The sequence below is a fragment of the Pseudorhodobacter antarcticus genome, assembly GCF_900110135.1.
Lineage (GTDB): Bacteria > Pseudomonadota > Alphaproteobacteria > Rhodobacterales > Rhodobacteraceae > Pseudorhodobacter > Pseudorhodobacter antarcticus.
The window spans coordinates 18,146-33,329 of record NZ_FOCO01000008.1; the positions used below are offsets into that span (position 1 = coordinate 18,146).

17 protein-coding genes are annotated in these 15,184 nt (G+C 60.0%); 12 read left to right on the plus strand and 5 right to left on the minus strand.

What is annotated here, in order from left to right; translation table 11 throughout:
* Position 1: 1 nt before the first annotated feature.
* Entirely contained in the window at positions 2 to 157 is a 156-nt protein-coding gene (locus BMY36_RS19855) for a hypothetical protein (RefSeq protein WP_156215206.1), read from the plus strand.
* Here the strand turns inward: BMY36_RS19855 and BMY36_RS05555 are convergent.
* Positions 154 to 741, minus strand: coding sequence for a DUF4304 domain-containing protein (locus BMY36_RS05555; RefSeq protein WP_050520041.1), 588 nt, complete (start codon positions 739 to 741; stop codon positions 154 to 156). The two genes, BMY36_RS19855 and BMY36_RS05555, sit on opposite strands and share 4 nt — an antisense overlap.
* Before the next feature lie 140 nt (positions 742 to 881).
* Here BMY36_RS05555 and BMY36_RS05560 point away from each other — a divergent pair, with 140 nt between their 5' ends.
* Positions 882 to 1,193, plus strand: a complete 312-nt coding sequence (locus BMY36_RS05560; RefSeq protein WP_050520042.1) for a cupin domain-containing protein — start codon at positions 882 to 884, stop codon at positions 1,191 to 1,193.
* A gap of 22 nt (positions 1,194 to 1,215) precedes the next feature.
* Here BMY36_RS05560 and BMY36_RS05565 read toward each other — a convergent pair whose 3' ends face one another.
* Positions 1,216 to 1,680 (minus strand): AraC family transcriptional regulator, encoded by a 465-nt coding sequence (locus BMY36_RS05565; protein WP_050520043.1) that lies wholly within the window; start codon positions 1,678 to 1,680, stop codon positions 1,216 to 1,218.
* Between the two features lie 134 nt (positions 1,681 to 1,814).
* Here BMY36_RS05565 and BMY36_RS05570 point away from each other — a divergent pair, with 134 nt between their 5' ends.
* Complete coding sequence (locus BMY36_RS05570; RefSeq protein ID WP_050520044.1) at positions 1,815 to 2,774, plus strand: acetyl-CoA carboxylase carboxyltransferase subunit alpha; 960 nt, start codon at positions 1,815 to 1,817, stop codon at positions 2,772 to 2,774.
* Entirely contained in the window at positions 2,775 to 3,089 is a 315-nt protein-coding gene (locus BMY36_RS05575) for a DMT family transporter (protein ID WP_050520045.1), read from the plus strand.
* Here the strand turns inward: BMY36_RS05575 and BMY36_RS05580 are convergent, their stop codons facing one another.
* Entirely contained in the window at positions 3,090 to 3,629 is a 540-nt protein-coding gene (locus BMY36_RS05580; protein ID WP_050520046.1) for a histidine phosphatase family protein, read from the minus strand.
* 78 nt (positions 3,630 to 3,707) lie between these two features.
* Entirely contained in the window at positions 3,708 to 4,556 is an 849-nt protein-coding gene (locus BMY36_RS05585) for a universal stress protein (RefSeq protein ID WP_050520047.1), read from the minus strand.
* A gap of 198 nt (positions 4,557 to 4,754) precedes the next feature.
* On the opposite strand from BMY36_RS05585, the gene ccoN reads away from it, so the two are divergent.
* The 8 genes from ccoN (at position 4,755) to ccoS (ending at position 12,757) form a co-directional block, all read left to right on the plus strand.
* Positions 4,755 to 6,356: a cytochrome-c oxidase, cbb3-type subunit I gene (ccoN, locus tag BMY36_RS05590; protein ID WP_050520048.1), complete on the plus strand. Its 1,602-nt coding sequence runs from the start codon at positions 4,755 to 4,757 to the stop codon at positions 6,354 to 6,356.
* Between the two features lie 10 nt (positions 6,357 to 6,366).
* On the plus strand, positions 6,367 to 7,092 hold the full coding sequence (gene ccoO, locus BMY36_RS05595; RefSeq protein ID WP_050520049.1) for a cytochrome-c oxidase, cbb3-type subunit II: 726 nt from the start codon (positions 6,367 to 6,369) through the stop codon (positions 7,090 to 7,092).
* Positions 7,093 to 7,101: 9 nt separating this feature from the next.
* Positions 7,102 to 7,302 (plus strand): CcoQ/FixQ family Cbb3-type cytochrome c oxidase assembly chaperone, encoded by a 201-nt coding sequence (locus BMY36_RS05600; protein WP_050520050.1) that lies wholly within the window; start codon positions 7,102 to 7,104, stop codon positions 7,300 to 7,302.
* On the plus strand, positions 7,299 to 8,207 hold the full coding sequence (gene ccoP, locus BMY36_RS05605; RefSeq protein ID WP_050520051.1) for a cytochrome-c oxidase, cbb3-type subunit III: 909 nt from the start codon (positions 7,299 to 7,301) through the stop codon (positions 8,205 to 8,207). The genes BMY36_RS05600 and ccoP overlap by 4 nt, the downstream gene beginning before the upstream one ends.
* 187 nt (positions 8,208 to 8,394) lie before the next feature.
* A complete protein-coding gene (gene ccoG / locus BMY36_RS05610; RefSeq protein WP_050520052.1) occupies positions 8,395 to 9,825 on the plus strand; it encodes a cytochrome c oxidase accessory protein CcoG in 1,431 nt (476 codons plus the stop codon).
* 15 nt (positions 9,826 to 9,840) lie between these two features.
* Complete coding sequence (locus BMY36_RS05615) at positions 9,841 to 10,389, plus strand: FixH family protein (protein ID WP_231579727.1); 549 nt, start codon at positions 9,841 to 9,843, stop codon at positions 10,387 to 10,389.
* 3 nt (positions 10,390 to 10,392) lie between these two features.
* A complete protein-coding gene (locus BMY36_RS05620; protein WP_050520053.1) occupies positions 10,393 to 12,594 on the plus strand; it encodes a heavy metal translocating P-type ATPase in 2,202 nt (733 codons plus the stop codon).
* A gap of 4 nt (positions 12,595 to 12,598) precedes the next feature.
* A complete protein-coding gene (gene ccoS / locus BMY36_RS05625) occupies positions 12,599 to 12,757 on the plus strand; it encodes a cbb3-type cytochrome oxidase assembly protein CcoS (protein ID WP_050520054.1) in 159 nt (52 codons plus the stop codon).
* A 98-nt stretch (positions 12,758 to 12,855) separates the two neighbouring features.
* On the opposite strand, the gene BMY36_RS05630 is transcribed toward ccoS, so the two are convergent.
* A complete protein-coding gene (locus BMY36_RS05630; protein WP_050520055.1) occupies positions 12,856 to 15,180 on the minus strand; it encodes an aldehyde dehydrogenase family protein in 2,325 nt (774 codons plus the stop codon).
* Positions 15,181 to 15,184: the final 4 nt, after the last annotated feature.

The following is a 15,184-nucleotide window of genomic DNA, read 5'->3' on the forward strand; positions in this document are numbered from 1 at the left end:
GATGGAGCATTGGCTGGAGATTCCCAAAGACCGCAAAAGACTGCCCGTGGGGCGGTTGTGCTTGATTATGGCATTGGTGGTTTTGATGATGATGATGCTGTCGGTGCGCAAATCGCAGCACGCGCGGTCGGATGTTGCGGTGGCGCGGGCGGATTAATCTGTCGCGATCAAGGCTGCATTTGGGTCGGTCAGGTGGGCGATAAGCCAAGGTAGGGCGCGGGTATTTAAGGCGTGCATGGGTGCATCAAGATGCGCGGGGCTGTCGGCAACGTCTAAATAAATCAGGATGGCGGTATCGGGCACGGGCAAAAACTGCGCCAAAGGGACCACATCATCGTGCAGCCACGGGCCAAGCGGCGTTTCGGACAGGGGCGACCAGCCCAGATTTATGTCACAATCAAACCCAAAGCGGCTGCGCTGCAGTTGGATGGACACCGTGCCAAGCGGGCCGGATTTGGCCCATGATCGCGGTTTTTTGGTAAAGCCGTGGGCGGCGGCGGTGGTGTCGATGGCGGCGATGATTTGGGTGATCGCCGCGTCGCGTTTGGCCGGGAAATTGGGGTCACTGGCGGCGATGTGCATGCGGACCATGTTATCGGGCTGGTGGGGTTCGCGTTCGGGTGCGCTTGCGGGCGGGGGGGCCGCCGCGATGGGGTCCGCTGCCAGATCCGCTGCCAGTTCCGCAGCGTTTGTTGGGCCGGGTTTGGCGAACCGGGCGCGAAGCCATGAGGGCAGGGGCATTGGGGAACCTGATGTTGGGCGCGTTCGGCGTAAGGTCGCACGGATGGTCGGGCGAGGGAAGGCGGCAGGCGCGGTTTTACCTTTTGCGCCCTGCGCAGGGCCGATAGACAGGCGGGGACATAGATCAATCGGGGGCAGATATGACGGTATATCCTGTGGTGAAAACGGGCGCGGACGTGTCGCGGCAAGTGTTGGCGGACCACCCCGATTTGATGGTGGTGGCGTTTCGGTTTGATGCAGTGGGGGCCGAAGGCGCGCTGCACGACCATGTGCATGTACAATCGACATTTGTGCAGGCCGGGCGGTTTCGGTTCACGCTGGGGGATGCGGTGCGCGAGGTGGGGCCGGGTGACAGCTTTGTGGTGCCATCGGGCGTGCGGCACGGCTGTGTGTGTTTGGAACCGGGGGTGCTGATTGACAGCTTTACCCCCCGGCGCGATGATTTTTTGTAACCGCTTATGGCCGCTTTTCAGATCAGATAAGCGGCTGGCAAATCTCGGTCACCAATTCCGCCGCTGGGGTGTCGCGGGGGGAGTTGAGGTACACCTCATAACTTGGGTGGCTGGACAGGGTTTCGCCGGATTTGGCCAGCCATTCGGTGTAAAGATAGGCATAGGCGGCGGGCAGGCCCGCGTAATCGCCTGTAAACCGCAGCACGGCGTGGCGGCCTGTGGGCAAGGTGATGCCCAAAAGCGGCGCATCTGCGGGCACGGTTTTGGGGGCGGTGACGCCCGCAAAAGACCGCAGGTTGGCCATCGGCACTTGGGCCGGATTGTCATAGAAAATGGCGACCATTTGGCGGGTTTTATCGGTCAGATCGCGCGCATCCAGTGTTTCAAACAGCCGCGTATAGGTGTCTGACAGCAGGGTGTAATCACCGCTATGGGCCAGCCCGACAAGGGTGCGGGAACGGAGTTTTTTGACATCGACGGTGAACATGGCGGCACTTTCTGGATTTGAGCCCGAGGTTACACCCGCCTTAGCAGGGTTTTTGGCGGCGCGAAATCGTGTTCAGTTGCATTGGGGCGGTTCTGGGGCCATATAGCGGGCTGAATACGAAAGCGGAGAGACAGATGAACTATCTCGAGTTTGAAAAGCCATTGTCGGAAATTGAAGGCAAGGCCGAGGAGCTGCGCGCCATGGCGCGGTCAAACAAGCAGATGGATGTTGAAAAAGAAGCGGCGCAGTTGGACGCCAAAGCGGCGACGATGCTGCGCGATATGTACAAGAATTTGACGCCTTGGCAAAAGTGTTTGGTGGCGCGCCACCCCGACCGCCCGCATTGCATGGCCTATATCGACGCGCTGTTTACCGAATTTACGCCGCTGGCGGGCGACCGGAATTTTGCCGATGACCATGCGGTGATGGGTGGTTTGGCGCGGTTTAATGATGCGCCCGTGGTGGTGATTGGCCATGAAAAAGGCCATGATACCAAAACCCGGATTGAACGGAATTTTGGCATGGCGCGGCCCGAAGGGTATCGCAAGGCCGTGCGGTTGCTGGATTTGGCGCATCGGTTTGGCCTGCCTGTGGTGACGTTGGTGGACACGCCCGGCGCATACCCCGGCAAAGGTGCGGAGGAGCGCGGGCAGTCGGAGGCGATTGCGCGGTCCACCCAGAAATGTTTGGAAATTGGCGTGCCGTTGGTGTCGGTGATTATTGGCGAAGGCGGGTCCGGTGGGGCCGTCGCCTTTGCCACCGCCAACCGCATCGCGATGCTGGAACATTCGGTGTATTCGGTGATTTCGCCCGAAGGCTGTGCTAGTATTTTGTGGAAAGACAGCGATAAAATGCGGGAGGCGGCGGAGGCGCTGCGCCTGACAGCGCAGGATTTGCAGAAATTGGGCGTGATTGACCGGATTATCACTGAGCCTGTTGGCGGGGCGCAGCGCGGCAAGAAAGACACGATTGCCGCCGTGGGCAAAGCGATTGAGGCGATGCTGGGCGGGTTGGTGGCGATGAAGCCGGATGCGTTGATCAAGGACCGCCGGGCAAAGTTTATCGCGATGGGGTCCAAGGGATTGGCCGCTTAAATGGGCGCGTGGCCGGCATTGGTGTTGGCGGGGCTGTTAGAAATTGGCTGGGCGCTGGGCCTGAAATATTCGGACGGATTTACCAAGCTGGTGCCATCGGTGTTGACCGTTCTGGGCGCGTTGGCCAGTTTTTGGCTGTTAAGCCATGCGATGAAAACGCTGCCCGTTGGCACCGCCTATGCGGTTTGGGTGGGGATTGGCACAGTGGGCACCGCGACGCTGGCGGTGTTTTTGTTCAATGAGCCGGTCAATGTGATGCGTGTGGCCGGGATTTGCCTGATTGTGGCGGGGATTGTCGCGTTAAAACTGGCGTAGTTAGAGATACCGCCGGATTTCGCAGTTTTTCATATCAAACCCCGCGAGGGACCGGAACGTGTTGCAATGCCCCACGATTGCCAAAGGGCGTGTTTGGGCGTGGTGCAGCGTGTCGCGGAATTGGGCGATGCGGGTGTGGAACAGGTGTTCCGGCTCCTCGGCCACGCCGTTTTGGTTTTTGGGGCCGTTGTGCCACCAGACATCGGGCAGATGGTCAAAGCGCAGTTCGGGGAAATCACTAGCAAGGTGCGCGGGGCTGCGGCCCACATCGCAGCTGTGCCACAGATGTTCCACCGGACCTGCCGAGATTTCAATAGGGGCGATGCCGTCAAAGATGATCTTGGCGGTTTGAATGGCGCGGGTGAGGGGCGAACAGATCACCGATTGGATGCCAAGGGTGGCTGCGTGATCACGGGCGGCGCGGGCCTGCTGGCGGCCAAGATCGGTGAGGGGGGCGTCGAATATCAACGGGTCGGGCGCGCCATCGGTGTGGGCAGCGTTAAATTCGGATTGGCCGTGGCGGATAAGGTAGATGGGCATATGGGGCCTTTGCGCGGGTTTTAGCCACGCTAGGGCGCAAGGGGGGTGGGGGGCAAGCGGTTTGCCCCCCATTTGACCCTAGTGGGCCATGAAAATCGGCACTTCGGCGGTTTCCAGCATGTGGCGGGTGGCGCCGCCAAGGATCGCTTCGCGGAAGCGCGAATGGCCGTAAGCGCCCATCACGATCATATCGGCGTTTTGGTCGCGGGCGTGGCGGGCCAGCACGTCCGATATTCGCGGCATGGTGCGGGCCAGCACCGACACCTCGGCTTTGACGCCGTGGCGGACCAGCATTGTGCAAAGCGCGCCGCCGGGGTCGGACCGTTCGGGGCCGTGTTGCGGCGGGTCGATGATGGTGATGAACACCTTTTCGGCCTTTTGCAAAAACGGCAGGGCGTGGCGAATGGCGGTTAGCCCCTCGCGGCTTTGATTCCAGGCGACGACGATGCGTTTGCCGATGCTGCTGGCGTCCACGGTGGTGTCGGGCAGGATAAGAACCGGGGCTTGCCCTTCGAACATGGCGGATTCGACGATCGCCTCCTCTTCCTCGCCGTGTTTGGTGCCGTAGGGTTTGCCAAGGATGACCAGATCGGCAAAGCGGGCGCGCAGGGCGACGAGTTCGGTCATGCCGCCGATCATCGCAATCGCGGTTTCGGACGACCAGCGCAGGGCTGGGCCAGCGGCCCCGGCGGCGGTTCGGATTGCCGCCTCCACCGCTTTGACATCGGTGGTTGCGTTTTCTTGGGACAATTGCATCACCGCAACGCTGGCCCCCACGTAGGAATAGCTGATTTGCGAACGGTCAATCCCGATAGCGAGTGCATCAAGATGGGCGTCTTGGGCGATTGCAAGGCTGGCCGCCGCCCCAAAGGTTTGCGCGGTGCGGGCCGGATCTGTGCAGATGGTCTGGATGGATTTATACGCCATGATAGTATGCTCCCTGCTGTGACATTGCACCATCTTACCTTGTGCGCAGATGTGGCGCATTGATCCGGGTCAAGCTGCTGCGGTTAACCGCTTGATATGGATCAAGGTGCAGTATCAAATTTCCGTGCAAAAGCGCAGGATGAGCGAATCCCCGTGTGCGCTGTTGTTGCGGGCCGGGAGAGGACGAAGGGACGCAAAATGTGGGACTACATTAAACTGATCGCGCTGGGGGTGATTACGGTTTTGGCCGCAATTGGTGCCAATTACGCGCGTGACCCGGCCTATTTGGCCAATGCATTGACGATTATGCTGACGGCGGGGGGCCTATTTTTGTGGTTCGTGCGCCAGACGGGCGAGCCAAAGCTGGTCGCTTCGGAAGGTGAGTATTTCGACGGGGTGGTGCGCGCGGGCGTGATTGCCACGGCCGTTTGGGGGGTTGTTGGCTTTTTGGTGGGCGTGATGATCGCGTTTCAGTTGGCCTATCCCAGCCTGAATTTTGAATGGGCGCAAGGCTATGCCAACTTTGGGCGCTTGCGGCCTTTGCACACATCGGCGGTGATTTTCGCCTTTGGGGGCAACGCGTTGATCGCGACATCGTTTTATGTGGTGCAGCGTACTTGTGCCGCGCGGCTGTGGGGCGGCAACGCCGGGTGGTTTGTGTTCTGGGGATACCAGTTGTTCATCGTGCTGGCCGCATCCGGGTATTTGCTGGGCGCCACGCAGTCCAAAGAATATGCCGAGCCGGAGTGGATGACCGACCTGTGGTTGACCGTTGTGTGGTTAGCCTATTTGGCGGTGTTCATGGGCACGCTGTTCAAGCGTAAAGAACCCCATATTTATGTCGCCAACTGGTTTTACCTTGCCTTTATCATCACGGTGGCCTTGCTGCATGTGGTGAACAACCTGTCCATCCCGGTATCCGTGTTCGGGTCCAAATCGGTGCAGGTGTTTTCGGGGGTGCAGGACGCGATGGTGCAGTGGTGGTATGGCCACAACGCCGTTGGGTTTTTCCTGACCGCAGGCTTTCTGGGGATGATGTATTACTTTGTGCCAAAGCAGGCGGAACGTCCGGTGTTTTCGTACAAGCTGTCGATCATCCACTTTTGGGCGCTGATTTTCCTTTATATCTGGGCCGGTCCGCACCACTTGCATTACACCGCGCTGCCGGATTGGGCGCAGACCTTGGGCATGGTGTTTTCGATCATGCTGTGGATGCCAAGCTGGGGTGGGATGATCAACGGGTTGATGACGCTTTCGGGCGCGTGGGACAAGTTGCGCACCGACCCGATCATTCGGATGATGGTGGTGTCGATCGGTTTCTATGGCATGTCGACCTTTGAAGGGCCGATGATGTCGATCAAAGCCGTGAACAGCCTGTCGCATTATACCGACTGGACCATTGGTCACGTGCATTCCGGCGCACTTGGCTGGAACGGGATGATCACCTTTGGTGCGCTGTATTACCTGACGCCAAAACTGTGGAACCGTTCGGGGCTTTACAGCCTGAAGCTGGTCAGCTGGCATTTTTGGTTGGCGACCATTGGGATCGTGCTTTACGCCTCCTCCATGTGGGTGTCGGGCATTATGGAAGGGCTGATGTGGCGCGAAGTGGATGCAAACGGGTTCTTGGTGAACGCATTTGCCGATACTGTGTCCGCGAAATTCCCGATGTATGTGGTGCGCGGTTTGGGCGGGGTTATGTTCCTGACCGGGTCGTTGATCATGTGCTATAACTTGTGGATGACCGTGCGTGCGCAGCCTGAACGGGCCAGCGAAAACGCGTTTGTCCCTGCTGAATAAGGGGAAAACAATGGCTTTTCTTGACAAACACAAGGTTATTGAGACGAACGCGACCCTGCTTTTGATCCTGTCCTTTTTGGTGGTCAGTATCGGGGGGTTGGTGCAAATCGTGCCGCTGTTCTATCTGGAGAACACGATTGAAAAGGTGGAAGGGGTTCGCCCCTACACCCCCTTGGAACTGGCGGGGCGTGATATTTACGTCCGTGAAGGCTGCTATGTCTGTCACAGCCAGATGATCCGCCCGATGCGCGACGAGGTGGAGCGTTACGGCCATTATTCACTGGCAGCGGAGTCGATGTACGACCACCCGTTCCAGTGGGGATCCAAGCGCACCGGGCCGGATTTGGCCCGCGTGGGCGAACGGTATTCCGATGCGTGGCATGTGGACCATTTGACAGACCCGCAATCGGTGGTGCCGGAATCGGTGATGCCAAAATATGCCTTCCTGTCGCGCAAGGATATTGATGGCAAGTACATCGAGGATAGCATGAAAGTGCACCGTTTCGTTGGCGTACCTTACACCGACGAGATGATGGAAAACGCGCAAGCCGATTTCCAGGTGCAGGCAAACCCTGATGGCGATTATGACGGGTTGCTGGAACGCTATGGCAAGGCCGCCGTGCGCAATTACGACGGCCAACCGCAGTTGACAGAAATGGATGCGTTGATTTCGTATCTGCAAGTGTTGGGCACGATGGTTGATTTTTCAACCTTCCAGCCTGACGCAAGCCGGTAAGGGGGCGATATGGAAACCTATAGCCTGCTGCGCGAATTCGCTGACAGTTGGATGCTGTTGGCGCTGACCCTTGTGTTTGTGGCGGTGATTGCTTGGGCGTTTCGCCCCGGCAGCCGCCCCACGCATGATGAAATCGCATCCTCGATCTTTCGCAATGATGATAAACCCGCTGCCGACAGCGCGGACCGAGCCAAGGAGGCGCGGACATGAGCAAGAGCCCTAAAAATGTGACCGACCCAAAGTTGCGCGCGAAAAACCACCAAGACGGGGATCCTAACACCACGGGCCATGTGTGGGACGGGATTGAAGAGTTTGACAACCCGATGCCGCGTTGGTGGTTATGGAGCTTTTATGCCTGTATCGTTTGGGCGCTGCTGTATTCCATTGCCTATCCGGCCTGGCCGATGCTGACACGGGCGACGCCCGGCCTGTTGGGCGCATCGACCCGCGCCGATGTGGCCGTGGATATCCAAACCTTTGTGGACCGTAACGCGCCGATGCGGGCCGCGTTGGAGGCTGCGGATTTAGCCGCTATCCCAACCGACCCCGAATTGGTCAGTTTCGCCAACAATGCGGGTGCCGCCGTGTACCGCACATGGTGCGCGCAGTGTCACGGTTCGGGAGCTGCGGGTGTGCAAGCGTCCGGTTATCCCAACCTGTTGGATGATGATTGGCTGTGGGGCGGGGATATGGAATCCATCCATTACACCATTTCCCACGGTATCCGGAACACCACGGATGAAGATGCGCGCCTGTCCGAAATGCCACGGTTTGGTGTGGATGAATTGCTGGAAAAAGCGCAGATTGACGAAGTTGTGCAGCATGTGCGCGCCATTTCCGGCCAAGATCATGACGCAACATTGGCGGCTGCCGGGGCCGGGGTGTTTGCCGAAAACTGCACGGGCTGTCATATGGAGGACGGTTCTGGCAATCGCGATTTGGGTGCGCCGAACCTGACCGATGCGATTTGGCTTTATGGCGGCGATGTTGCGTCTTTGCAGCACACGGTCATCTATTCCCGCGCGGGCGCGATGCCAAACTGGAACACCCGTTTGTCCGAGGCGGATATTCGCGCTGTGGCAACCTATGTTCACGGGTTGGGCGGCGGCGAATAAGCGGTCTTAACCAACCAGAAAGGCCCCCCGGTGCAAGCTGGGGGGCCTTTTTCGTTTTGCGTGCGCAGATGTCGCAGGCAAACGCGCCCTTAAAACCTGCATCTGCAATGTGTTGTTGATACAGGTCAATGTGGCGCGGGCCGCGATGCGTGATACCCATGCCTGATGATATTGCCGGAGTGATGCCGTGAGCAGCCCAGATACCAACCCCAACAGCCTGTTTGCCAAACGCGAACCGATTTTTCCGCGCCGCGTGAAAGGTGCGTTTCGCAACATGAAATGGTGGATCATGGCAGTCACGCTGGGGATTTACTATGTCACGCCATGGCTGCGCTGGGACCGGGGGCCAAGCCTGCCGGACCAAGCGGTGCTGATCGACATTGCCAACCGCCGATTCTTTTTCCTGATGATCGAAATTTGGCCGCATGAATTTTACTTTGTCGCGGGCCTGCTGATTATGGCGGGGTTGGGTTTGTTTTTGTTCACATCGGCCGCCGGGCGGGTGTGGTGCGGCTATGCTTGTCCGCAAACGGTGTGGACGGATTTGTTTATCTTGGTGGAACGCTGGGTGGAGGGCGACCGAAACGCGCGCCTGCGCCTGCATCGCAGCGCGTGGACCGGTGAAAAGGTGCGCAAAACGGCGGTGAAATGGACCGCGTGGTTGTTGATCGCGATGGCCACGGGCGGCGCGTGGGTGTTTTATTTCACCGATGCACCAACGCTGGCCGTGAATTTGGTCACAGGGCAGGCACATTTCGTGGCCTATATGACCATTCTGGTGCTGACCGCGACGACGTTTTTCTTTGGTGGATTTTTCCGCGAACAGATTTGCATTTATGCCTGCCCGTGGCCGCGTATTCAGGCCGCGATGATTGATGAAGACACGCTGACCATCAACTATCGCCATTGGCGCGGCGAACCGCGGGGCCATTTGCAAAAGGGTGTGGTGGCCGATGGCCTTGGTGATTGCATTGACTGCATGGCCTGCGTGAACGTCTGCCCGATGGGGATTGATATTCGCGATGGGCAGCAAATGGCCTGCATCACTTGCGGTTTGTGCATTGATGCCTGCAATGATGTTATGGACCGTATCGGCAAACCGCGCGATTTGATCGGCTATATGGCGCTGACAGATGAGGTGGCGGAACAGACCGGAACCGAGCCGAAATCGGTTTGGAAACATGTGTTCCGCGCGCGTACCATTATGTACACAACCCTGTGGGCGGGGGTTGGGATTGGCCTTGTGGTCGCCTTGTTCCTGCGCAGCGATGTGGATTTGAACGTAACACCCGTGCGCAACCCGACCTTTGTGACGCTGTCGGACGGGTCCATCCGCAACACGTATGATTTGCGGATTTTGAACAAATTGGGTAATGATGCGGTGTTCCGTATTTCGCTGACATCGGAGGCGGATTTGCGGATATCGCTGGAGGGTACGCAGGAATTGACGGTGAACGTGGCCGCCAACGCGCAGCAAACCCAGCGGGTGTATGTGGTTGCAGCACCCGGCGCCGATGCTGCATTGGCCGACCGCACCGACCTGCGCCTGTGGGTGGAGGAGGTGGGCGGCACCAGTCGTATTCACCACGACACCATCTTTAACGGCAAAGGGGACTGACCGATGGGACGCGAGATGAGTTTTATGACTTTTATCATGCGGCCCGAGGTGTGGTTTGTCCTTGGCCTTGCGGGTTTAGTGATTGTTCTGGGCTTGGTTTTGGCGCGGGGCACGTTGACGGGCGGCAAGGTGTTTGGCGTGGTGTCACTGTTTTTTGGCGTGATTATTGCGGTCAATCTGGTGCTGGCCAACCGCGCCGTTTCTACCTTTCCGGGGTTGGAGGTGACAAATTCCTACATTGCCAGCCAGTCGTTTGATGTGGACCGCGCGGCGCAAAAGGCGCTGGGGTGGAATTTGGTGCCGGAATATGATGGCGCGGCCAAGGAGTTGCGACTGGCCTTTACCGACCCGCTGGGATTTCCCGCCGAGGTGACGGGTTTGTCTGTGATGGTGGGCCGCGCGACCGAGGCGCGCGATGACAGCCGCCCCGAATTTGTGCGCGAGGCGGGGGTGTTTGTCGCCCCGCTGGATTTGCAACCCGGCAAGTGGATGATGCAGATCGAAGCGTTTTCCAAGGATGGCACGCCGTTTCGGCAACGCATTGATCTGATGGTCAGGAGATAGGGCATGAGTTTGGCAGAGGGGCATGGCGGGGGATATAACGCGGGGCATGTCAGCCCCTCTGCCTGCCCGGCTTGTGCTGCGGCCCCGTCTGCCGAACGGCTTGCGGAACTGGCGCGGCCCACGCATGCACGCCTTATGTTGTCGCTGCCCGGTGCGCATTGTGCCGCCTGCATGTCCACCGTTGAAAACGGGTTGCAGGCGCTGCCGGGGGTGCAATCGGCCCGCGTGAATTTGACCCTGCGGCGCGTCAGTGTGGACGCCGATGCGGACGTGACCGCCGAAAGCCTGATCCCCGTTTTGGCGGGTCTGGGGTATGAGGCACATGAGCTGGACCCCGGCCTGTTGTCGGCCACCGAAACCGACAAGCAAGGGCGTGATTTGCTGATGCGGCTGGGTGTGGCGGGGTTTGCCATGATGAACGTCATGCTGCTGTCGGTCGCCGTATGGTCAGGCGCGGGGGACGCGACGCGCGATTTGTTCCATTGGATTTCGGCGGCGATTGCCCTGCCCACGGTGGTTTTCGCGGGCCAGCCGTTTTTCAAATCGGCCTGGGCCAGTTTGCGCGTGGGGCGGTTGGGCATGGATGTGCCAATTTCGCTGGCGCTGGTGTTGGCATCGGGCATCAGCCTGTTTGAAACCATGTATTCCGGGCATCACGCCTATTTCGACGCGGCGGTGATGCTGACGTTTTTCCTGCTGGCGGGTCGGTATCTGGACCATCGCACCCGCGCCGTGGCCCGGTCGGCAGCCGAGGAGTTGGCCGCATTAGAAGTGCCGCGCGCCACCCGCGTTGTGGACGGGGTGGAGGCGGTAGTAAGCATTTCCGCGCTGGCCGTTGGCGACATCGTGCGCGTGCGCCCCGGCGGGCGGATGCCCGTGGACGGCGTGGTAATCCATGGCGCGTCTGAGGTGGACCGCTCGCTGTTAACCGGCGAAAGCCTGCCTGCGCAGGCCGGTCCCGGCACGCTGGTCGCAGCGGGTGAGATTAACCTGACCGGCCCCTTGATGGTGCGCGTGACCGCCGCCGGGCGCGACAGCAGCCTGCACCGCATGGCCGATCTGGTCGCCGTGGCCGAAAGCGCCAAGACGAAATACACCAGCTTGGCGGAACGTGCGGCGCGGGCCTATTCGCCCTTGGTGCATATTCTGTCCTTTGGTGCGTTCGGCTATTGGATGTGGGCCACTGGGGGTGATTTGCGCTTTGCGGTGAATATTTCGGCGGCGGTTTTGATCATCACGTGCCCTTGCGCGCTGGGGTTGGCGGTGCCTGCGGTGGTCACGGCGGCCAGCGGGCGGCTGTTTCGTAAGGGGTTGTTGATCAAGGATGGCACCGCACTGGAACGGCTGGCGGAGGTGGACCATGTGGTGTTTGACAAGACGGGTACGCTGACGCTGGGCACGCCAAAGCCGATGAATTTGGACGATGTGCCAGCGGAAGTGTTGGCGGTTGCCGTGGCGCTGGCGCAAGGGTCGTCGCATCCGTTGGCGGTGGCGCTGGCCGGGGTGGATGCCGAACCCGTGGTGATTGACGCAATCCATGAGGTGCCGGGATACGGTATTGAAGGGCGCATGGCCGGTCGGTTGGTGCGTCTGGGCCGGGCGGAATGGGTGGGCGCTGTGCCTGCCGCGCAAACCGCGACCTACCTGTCGGTGAACGGCCAAACCCATGCGATTTTGTTCGCCGACAAACTGCGTCCGGGGGCCGAGGCGGCGGTGGCCGCGATGCGCGCAGCGGGATTGCGCCTGACCCTGCTGTCGGGTGACAGTGATGCGCCTGTGGCCGAACTGGCCGCGCGGTTGGGGATTGATGATTGGCACGCGGGTAAATTGCCCGTTGAGAAATCAAATTTTGTCAAAGGGTTGCAGGACAAGGGGGCCCATGTGCTGATGATCGGGGACGGGCTGAATGATACGGCGGCGCTGGTGCAGGCGCATGTCTCCATCTCGCCCGCGTCGGCGCTGGATGCTGCGCGCACGGCGTCCGATATTGTGCTGCTGGGCCAAGATATGGCCCCGGTGGCCGATGCGCTGCGGATTGCGAAACAGGCGACCCGGCGGATCCGCGAAAACTTTGGCCTGTCGGCGGCGTATAACGTGGTCGCGGTGCCACTGGCGCTTGTGGGGCTTGCCACGCCGTTGCTGGCGGCCGCTGCGATGTCGCTGTCGTCGATCACGGTGTCTTTGAACGCGTTGCGGTTAAAGTAAGCGCATGGAAATCCTCGCCATTCTTATCCCCGTATCCTTGCTGCTTGGCGGCGTTGGTTTGGTCGCGTTTTTCTGGTCATTGAAATCCAAGCAATACGACGACCCCGACGGCGACGCTGCGCGCATCCTGAAAACCGACTACGATGATAAACCAAAACCCTAATTCATCTTGGTGGAAATACCTCACGGGCGGGCTGAATGCGAAAAACGCCTGCCCTGTGGTCAAGCTGGGGGAGTGTGCACCCCCAGCGCGTGTCATCCTCACGCGCCGTAAGGCACCCAGATCGTCTTCACTTGCGTTGCCGCGCGCAAAAATTCGCGCCCCTCGGCCAGCGCCCAATCGGTTGCGCGACCATCATTCACCCATGTCCGCTTCAAATTCCCCGCCGCTGCGGTTTCCACCACCCCAGACAATTCCGCCGCGCCAAAGCACCAGACTGCATCCACATCCATATGCGCCGCCAGCGGTTTGGCCAAATCGGCATGCGCCCCGGTCACGATGTTCACCACACCGCCCGGCAGATCGGACGTGTCCAGCACTTGGTACAGGTCGGTTGCGGCCAGCGGATAGGCCCCTGACGGCACCAAAACGCAGGTGTTGCCCATCGCAATCGTCGGGGCCATCAGGCTGATCAGGCCCAGCAGCGGGGCTTCATCCGCGCAAATGGCACCAATCACGCCGCAAGGCTCGTTCATCGCCAGTGCGACGCTGCGCAGGGGCACGGATTTTACCGCGCCATCAAATTTATCGGCCCAAGCGGCATAGGTGAACAGGCGGGCGATCGACGCTTCCACCTCGGCCACGCCCGATTTTCCGGTCATATCCTTGATGCGGGCGGCGAATTCATCGGCCCGCGCCGATAGGTTTTCCGCGATGTAATACAGGATTTGCGCGCGCAGATGGGCGCTGGATTTGCCCCAAGATTTCGCCGCATGCGCCGCCTCAACCGCGTTGCGGATGTCCTTGCGGCTGCCTGTGCCCACATGGCCCAGCAGTTTGCCGTTTGGTGACCAGATGGCGGTGGCATAGCCGCTGTCAGGACGTGCCTGTTTGCCGCCGATATAGAGTTTCGCGGTGCGGTCCAGCCCTGACACTTCGGGGGATGTCGGCGCGGGCACCGCCAGTGTTGACCGCAAGGGTTTAGACGCGGCTTTGGGGCGCAGATAGGCCAACAGCCCGTCCCACCCGCCTTCACGCCCAAACCCGCTTTCGCGCACGCCGCCAAAGGGGGCTGCGGCATCCAGCATGTTCGCGCCATTGATCCAGACCACGCCCGCTTTGATTTGCGGGGCAATATCCAGCGCCACGTTGATATTTTCGGACCAAATGCTGGCCGCAAGGCCGTAACGGGTGTTGTTGGCCAAATCGACAGCCTCCGCAGGCGTGCGGAATGTCATCGACACCAACACGGGGCCAAAAATTTCATCCTGCATCAACGCGTCGGCGCTGCCCAAACCCGTGATCAGGGTTGGCGGGTAATAGCAGCCTGTGGGGCAGGCGGTTTGGTATTTTTCGCCCCCGCTTGCGTCCACCATGGCGGTAATACGCGCAAGTTGTTCGGGGCTGTTGATCGCGCCCATGTCGATGCATTTGTCCATCGGGTCGCCCACGCGCAACCCGTTCATCCGGGCGCGCAGTTTGGTGTGGAAACGCTCTGCGATGCCCTCTTGCACCAACAGCCGCGACCCCGCACAGCACACTTGGCCGCCGTTGAACCAGATCGCATCCACCAACCCTTCGACGGCGGAATCGATATCGGCATCGTCAAACACGATATAGGGGGATTTGCCGCCCAGTTCCAACGTCAGCGCCTTGCCTGTGCCTGCGGTGGCTGTACGAATTTTGCGGCCCACATCGGTGGAGCCTGTAAAAGCGATTTTGGTGGCGTCAGGGTGCGCAACCAGTGCGGCACCCGTGGCCCCATCGCCCGTGACAATGTTCAAAACGCCGGGGGGCAGGCCCGCCTCTCGGCTGATCTGCGCGAACAGCAGCGCGGTAAGCGGGGTTTGTTCGGCGGGTTTCAACACGATGGTGTTGCCAGCGGCAAGCGCCGGGGCCACTTTCCATGCCAGCATCAGCAGCGGGAAATTCCAAGGGATAATCGCGCCGCACACGCCCACGGGGGCCATGTCGGGCTGTTCCGCGTCCAGCAATTGCGCCAAACCTGCGTGATAATAAAAATGCCGCGCGACCAGCGGGATGTCGATATCGCGCGCCTCGCGTATCGGTTTGCCGCTGTCCAAGGTTTCCAGCGTGGCAAACAGGCGGCTGTGTTTTTGCACCAAGCGCGCAAGAGCATAGAGATATTGCGCGCGTTTATGACCCGGCAGTTTCGCCCATTTGGGTTGGGCGCGGCCGGCGGCAGTGACCGCCGTGTCAATATCGGTGGTGGTGCCTTGGGTGATTTGCGCCAAGGTTTCACTGGTCGCAGGGTTGTGGCTGGCAAAGGTGGTGCCGGGGGCGGTGAATTTGCCGCCAATCCAATGACCAAAGGGGGCGTTGGCGTGCAGCCATGCCATGGCTTCAACGCTCGATTCCGGGGCGGGGCCATAGGTCATGGTGTCAAAAATCTCTTTCACGGACATGATA

What these genes read in the sequence shown, in the direction of transcription:
- BMY36_RS05630 (WP_050520055.1), bottom strand. Translation starts at nt 15,180, where the DNA reads ATGTCCGTGAAAGAGATTTTTGACACCATGACCTATGGCCCCGCCCCG.
- ccoO (WP_050520049.1), top strand. Translation starts at nt 6,367, where the DNA reads ATGGCTTTTCTTGACAAACACAAGGTTATTGAGACGAACGCGACCCTG.
- BMY36_RS05620 (WP_050520053.1), top strand. Translation starts at nt 10,393, where the DNA reads ATGAGTTTGGCAGAGGGGCATGGCGGGGGATATAACGCGGGGCATGTC.
- BMY36_RS05555 (WP_050520041.1), bottom strand. Translation starts at nt 741, where the DNA reads ATGCCCCTGCCCTCATGGCTTCGCGCCCGGTTCGCCAAACCCGGCCCA.
- ccoS (WP_050520054.1), top strand. Translation starts at nt 12,599, where the DNA reads ATGGAAATCCTCGCCATTCTTATCCCCGTATCCTTGCTGCTTGGCGGC.
- ccoN (WP_050520048.1), top strand. Translation starts at nt 4,755, where the DNA reads ATGTGGGACTACATTAAACTGATCGCGCTGGGGGTGATTACGGTTTTG.
- BMY36_RS19855 (WP_156215206.1), top strand. Translation starts at nt 2, where the DNA reads ATGGAGCATTGGCTGGAGATTCCCAAAGACCGCAAAAGACTGCCCGTG.
- BMY36_RS05570 (WP_050520044.1), top strand. Translation starts at nt 1,815, where the DNA reads ATGAACTATCTCGAGTTTGAAAAGCCATTGTCGGAAATTGAAGGCAAG.
- ccoP (WP_050520051.1), top strand. Translation starts at nt 7,299, where the DNA reads ATGAGCAAGAGCCCTAAAAATGTGACCGACCCAAAGTTGCGCGCGAAA.
- BMY36_RS05585 (WP_050520047.1), bottom strand. Translation starts at nt 4,556, where the DNA reads ATGGCGTATAAATCCATCCAGACCATCTGCACAGATCCGGCCCGCACC.
- BMY36_RS05600 (WP_050520050.1), top strand. Translation starts at nt 7,102, where the DNA reads ATGGAAACCTATAGCCTGCTGCGCGAATTCGCTGACAGTTGGATGCTG.
- BMY36_RS05580 (WP_050520046.1), bottom strand. Translation starts at nt 3,629, where the DNA reads ATGCCCATCTACCTTATCCGCCACGGCCAATCCGAATTTAACGCTGCC.
- BMY36_RS05575 (WP_050520045.1), top strand. Translation starts at nt 2,775, where the DNA reads ATGGGCGCGTGGCCGGCATTGGTGTTGGCGGGGCTGTTAGAAATTGGC.
- BMY36_RS05560 (WP_050520042.1), top strand. Translation starts at nt 882, where the DNA reads ATGACGGTATATCCTGTGGTGAAAACGGGCGCGGACGTGTCGCGGCAA.
- BMY36_RS05615 (WP_231579727.1), top strand. Translation starts at nt 9,841, where the DNA reads ATGAGTTTTATGACTTTTATCATGCGGCCCGAGGTGTGGTTTGTCCTT.
- BMY36_RS05565 (WP_050520043.1), bottom strand. Translation starts at nt 1,680, where the DNA reads ATGTTCACCGTCGATGTCAAAAAACTCCGTTCCCGCACCCTTGTCGGG.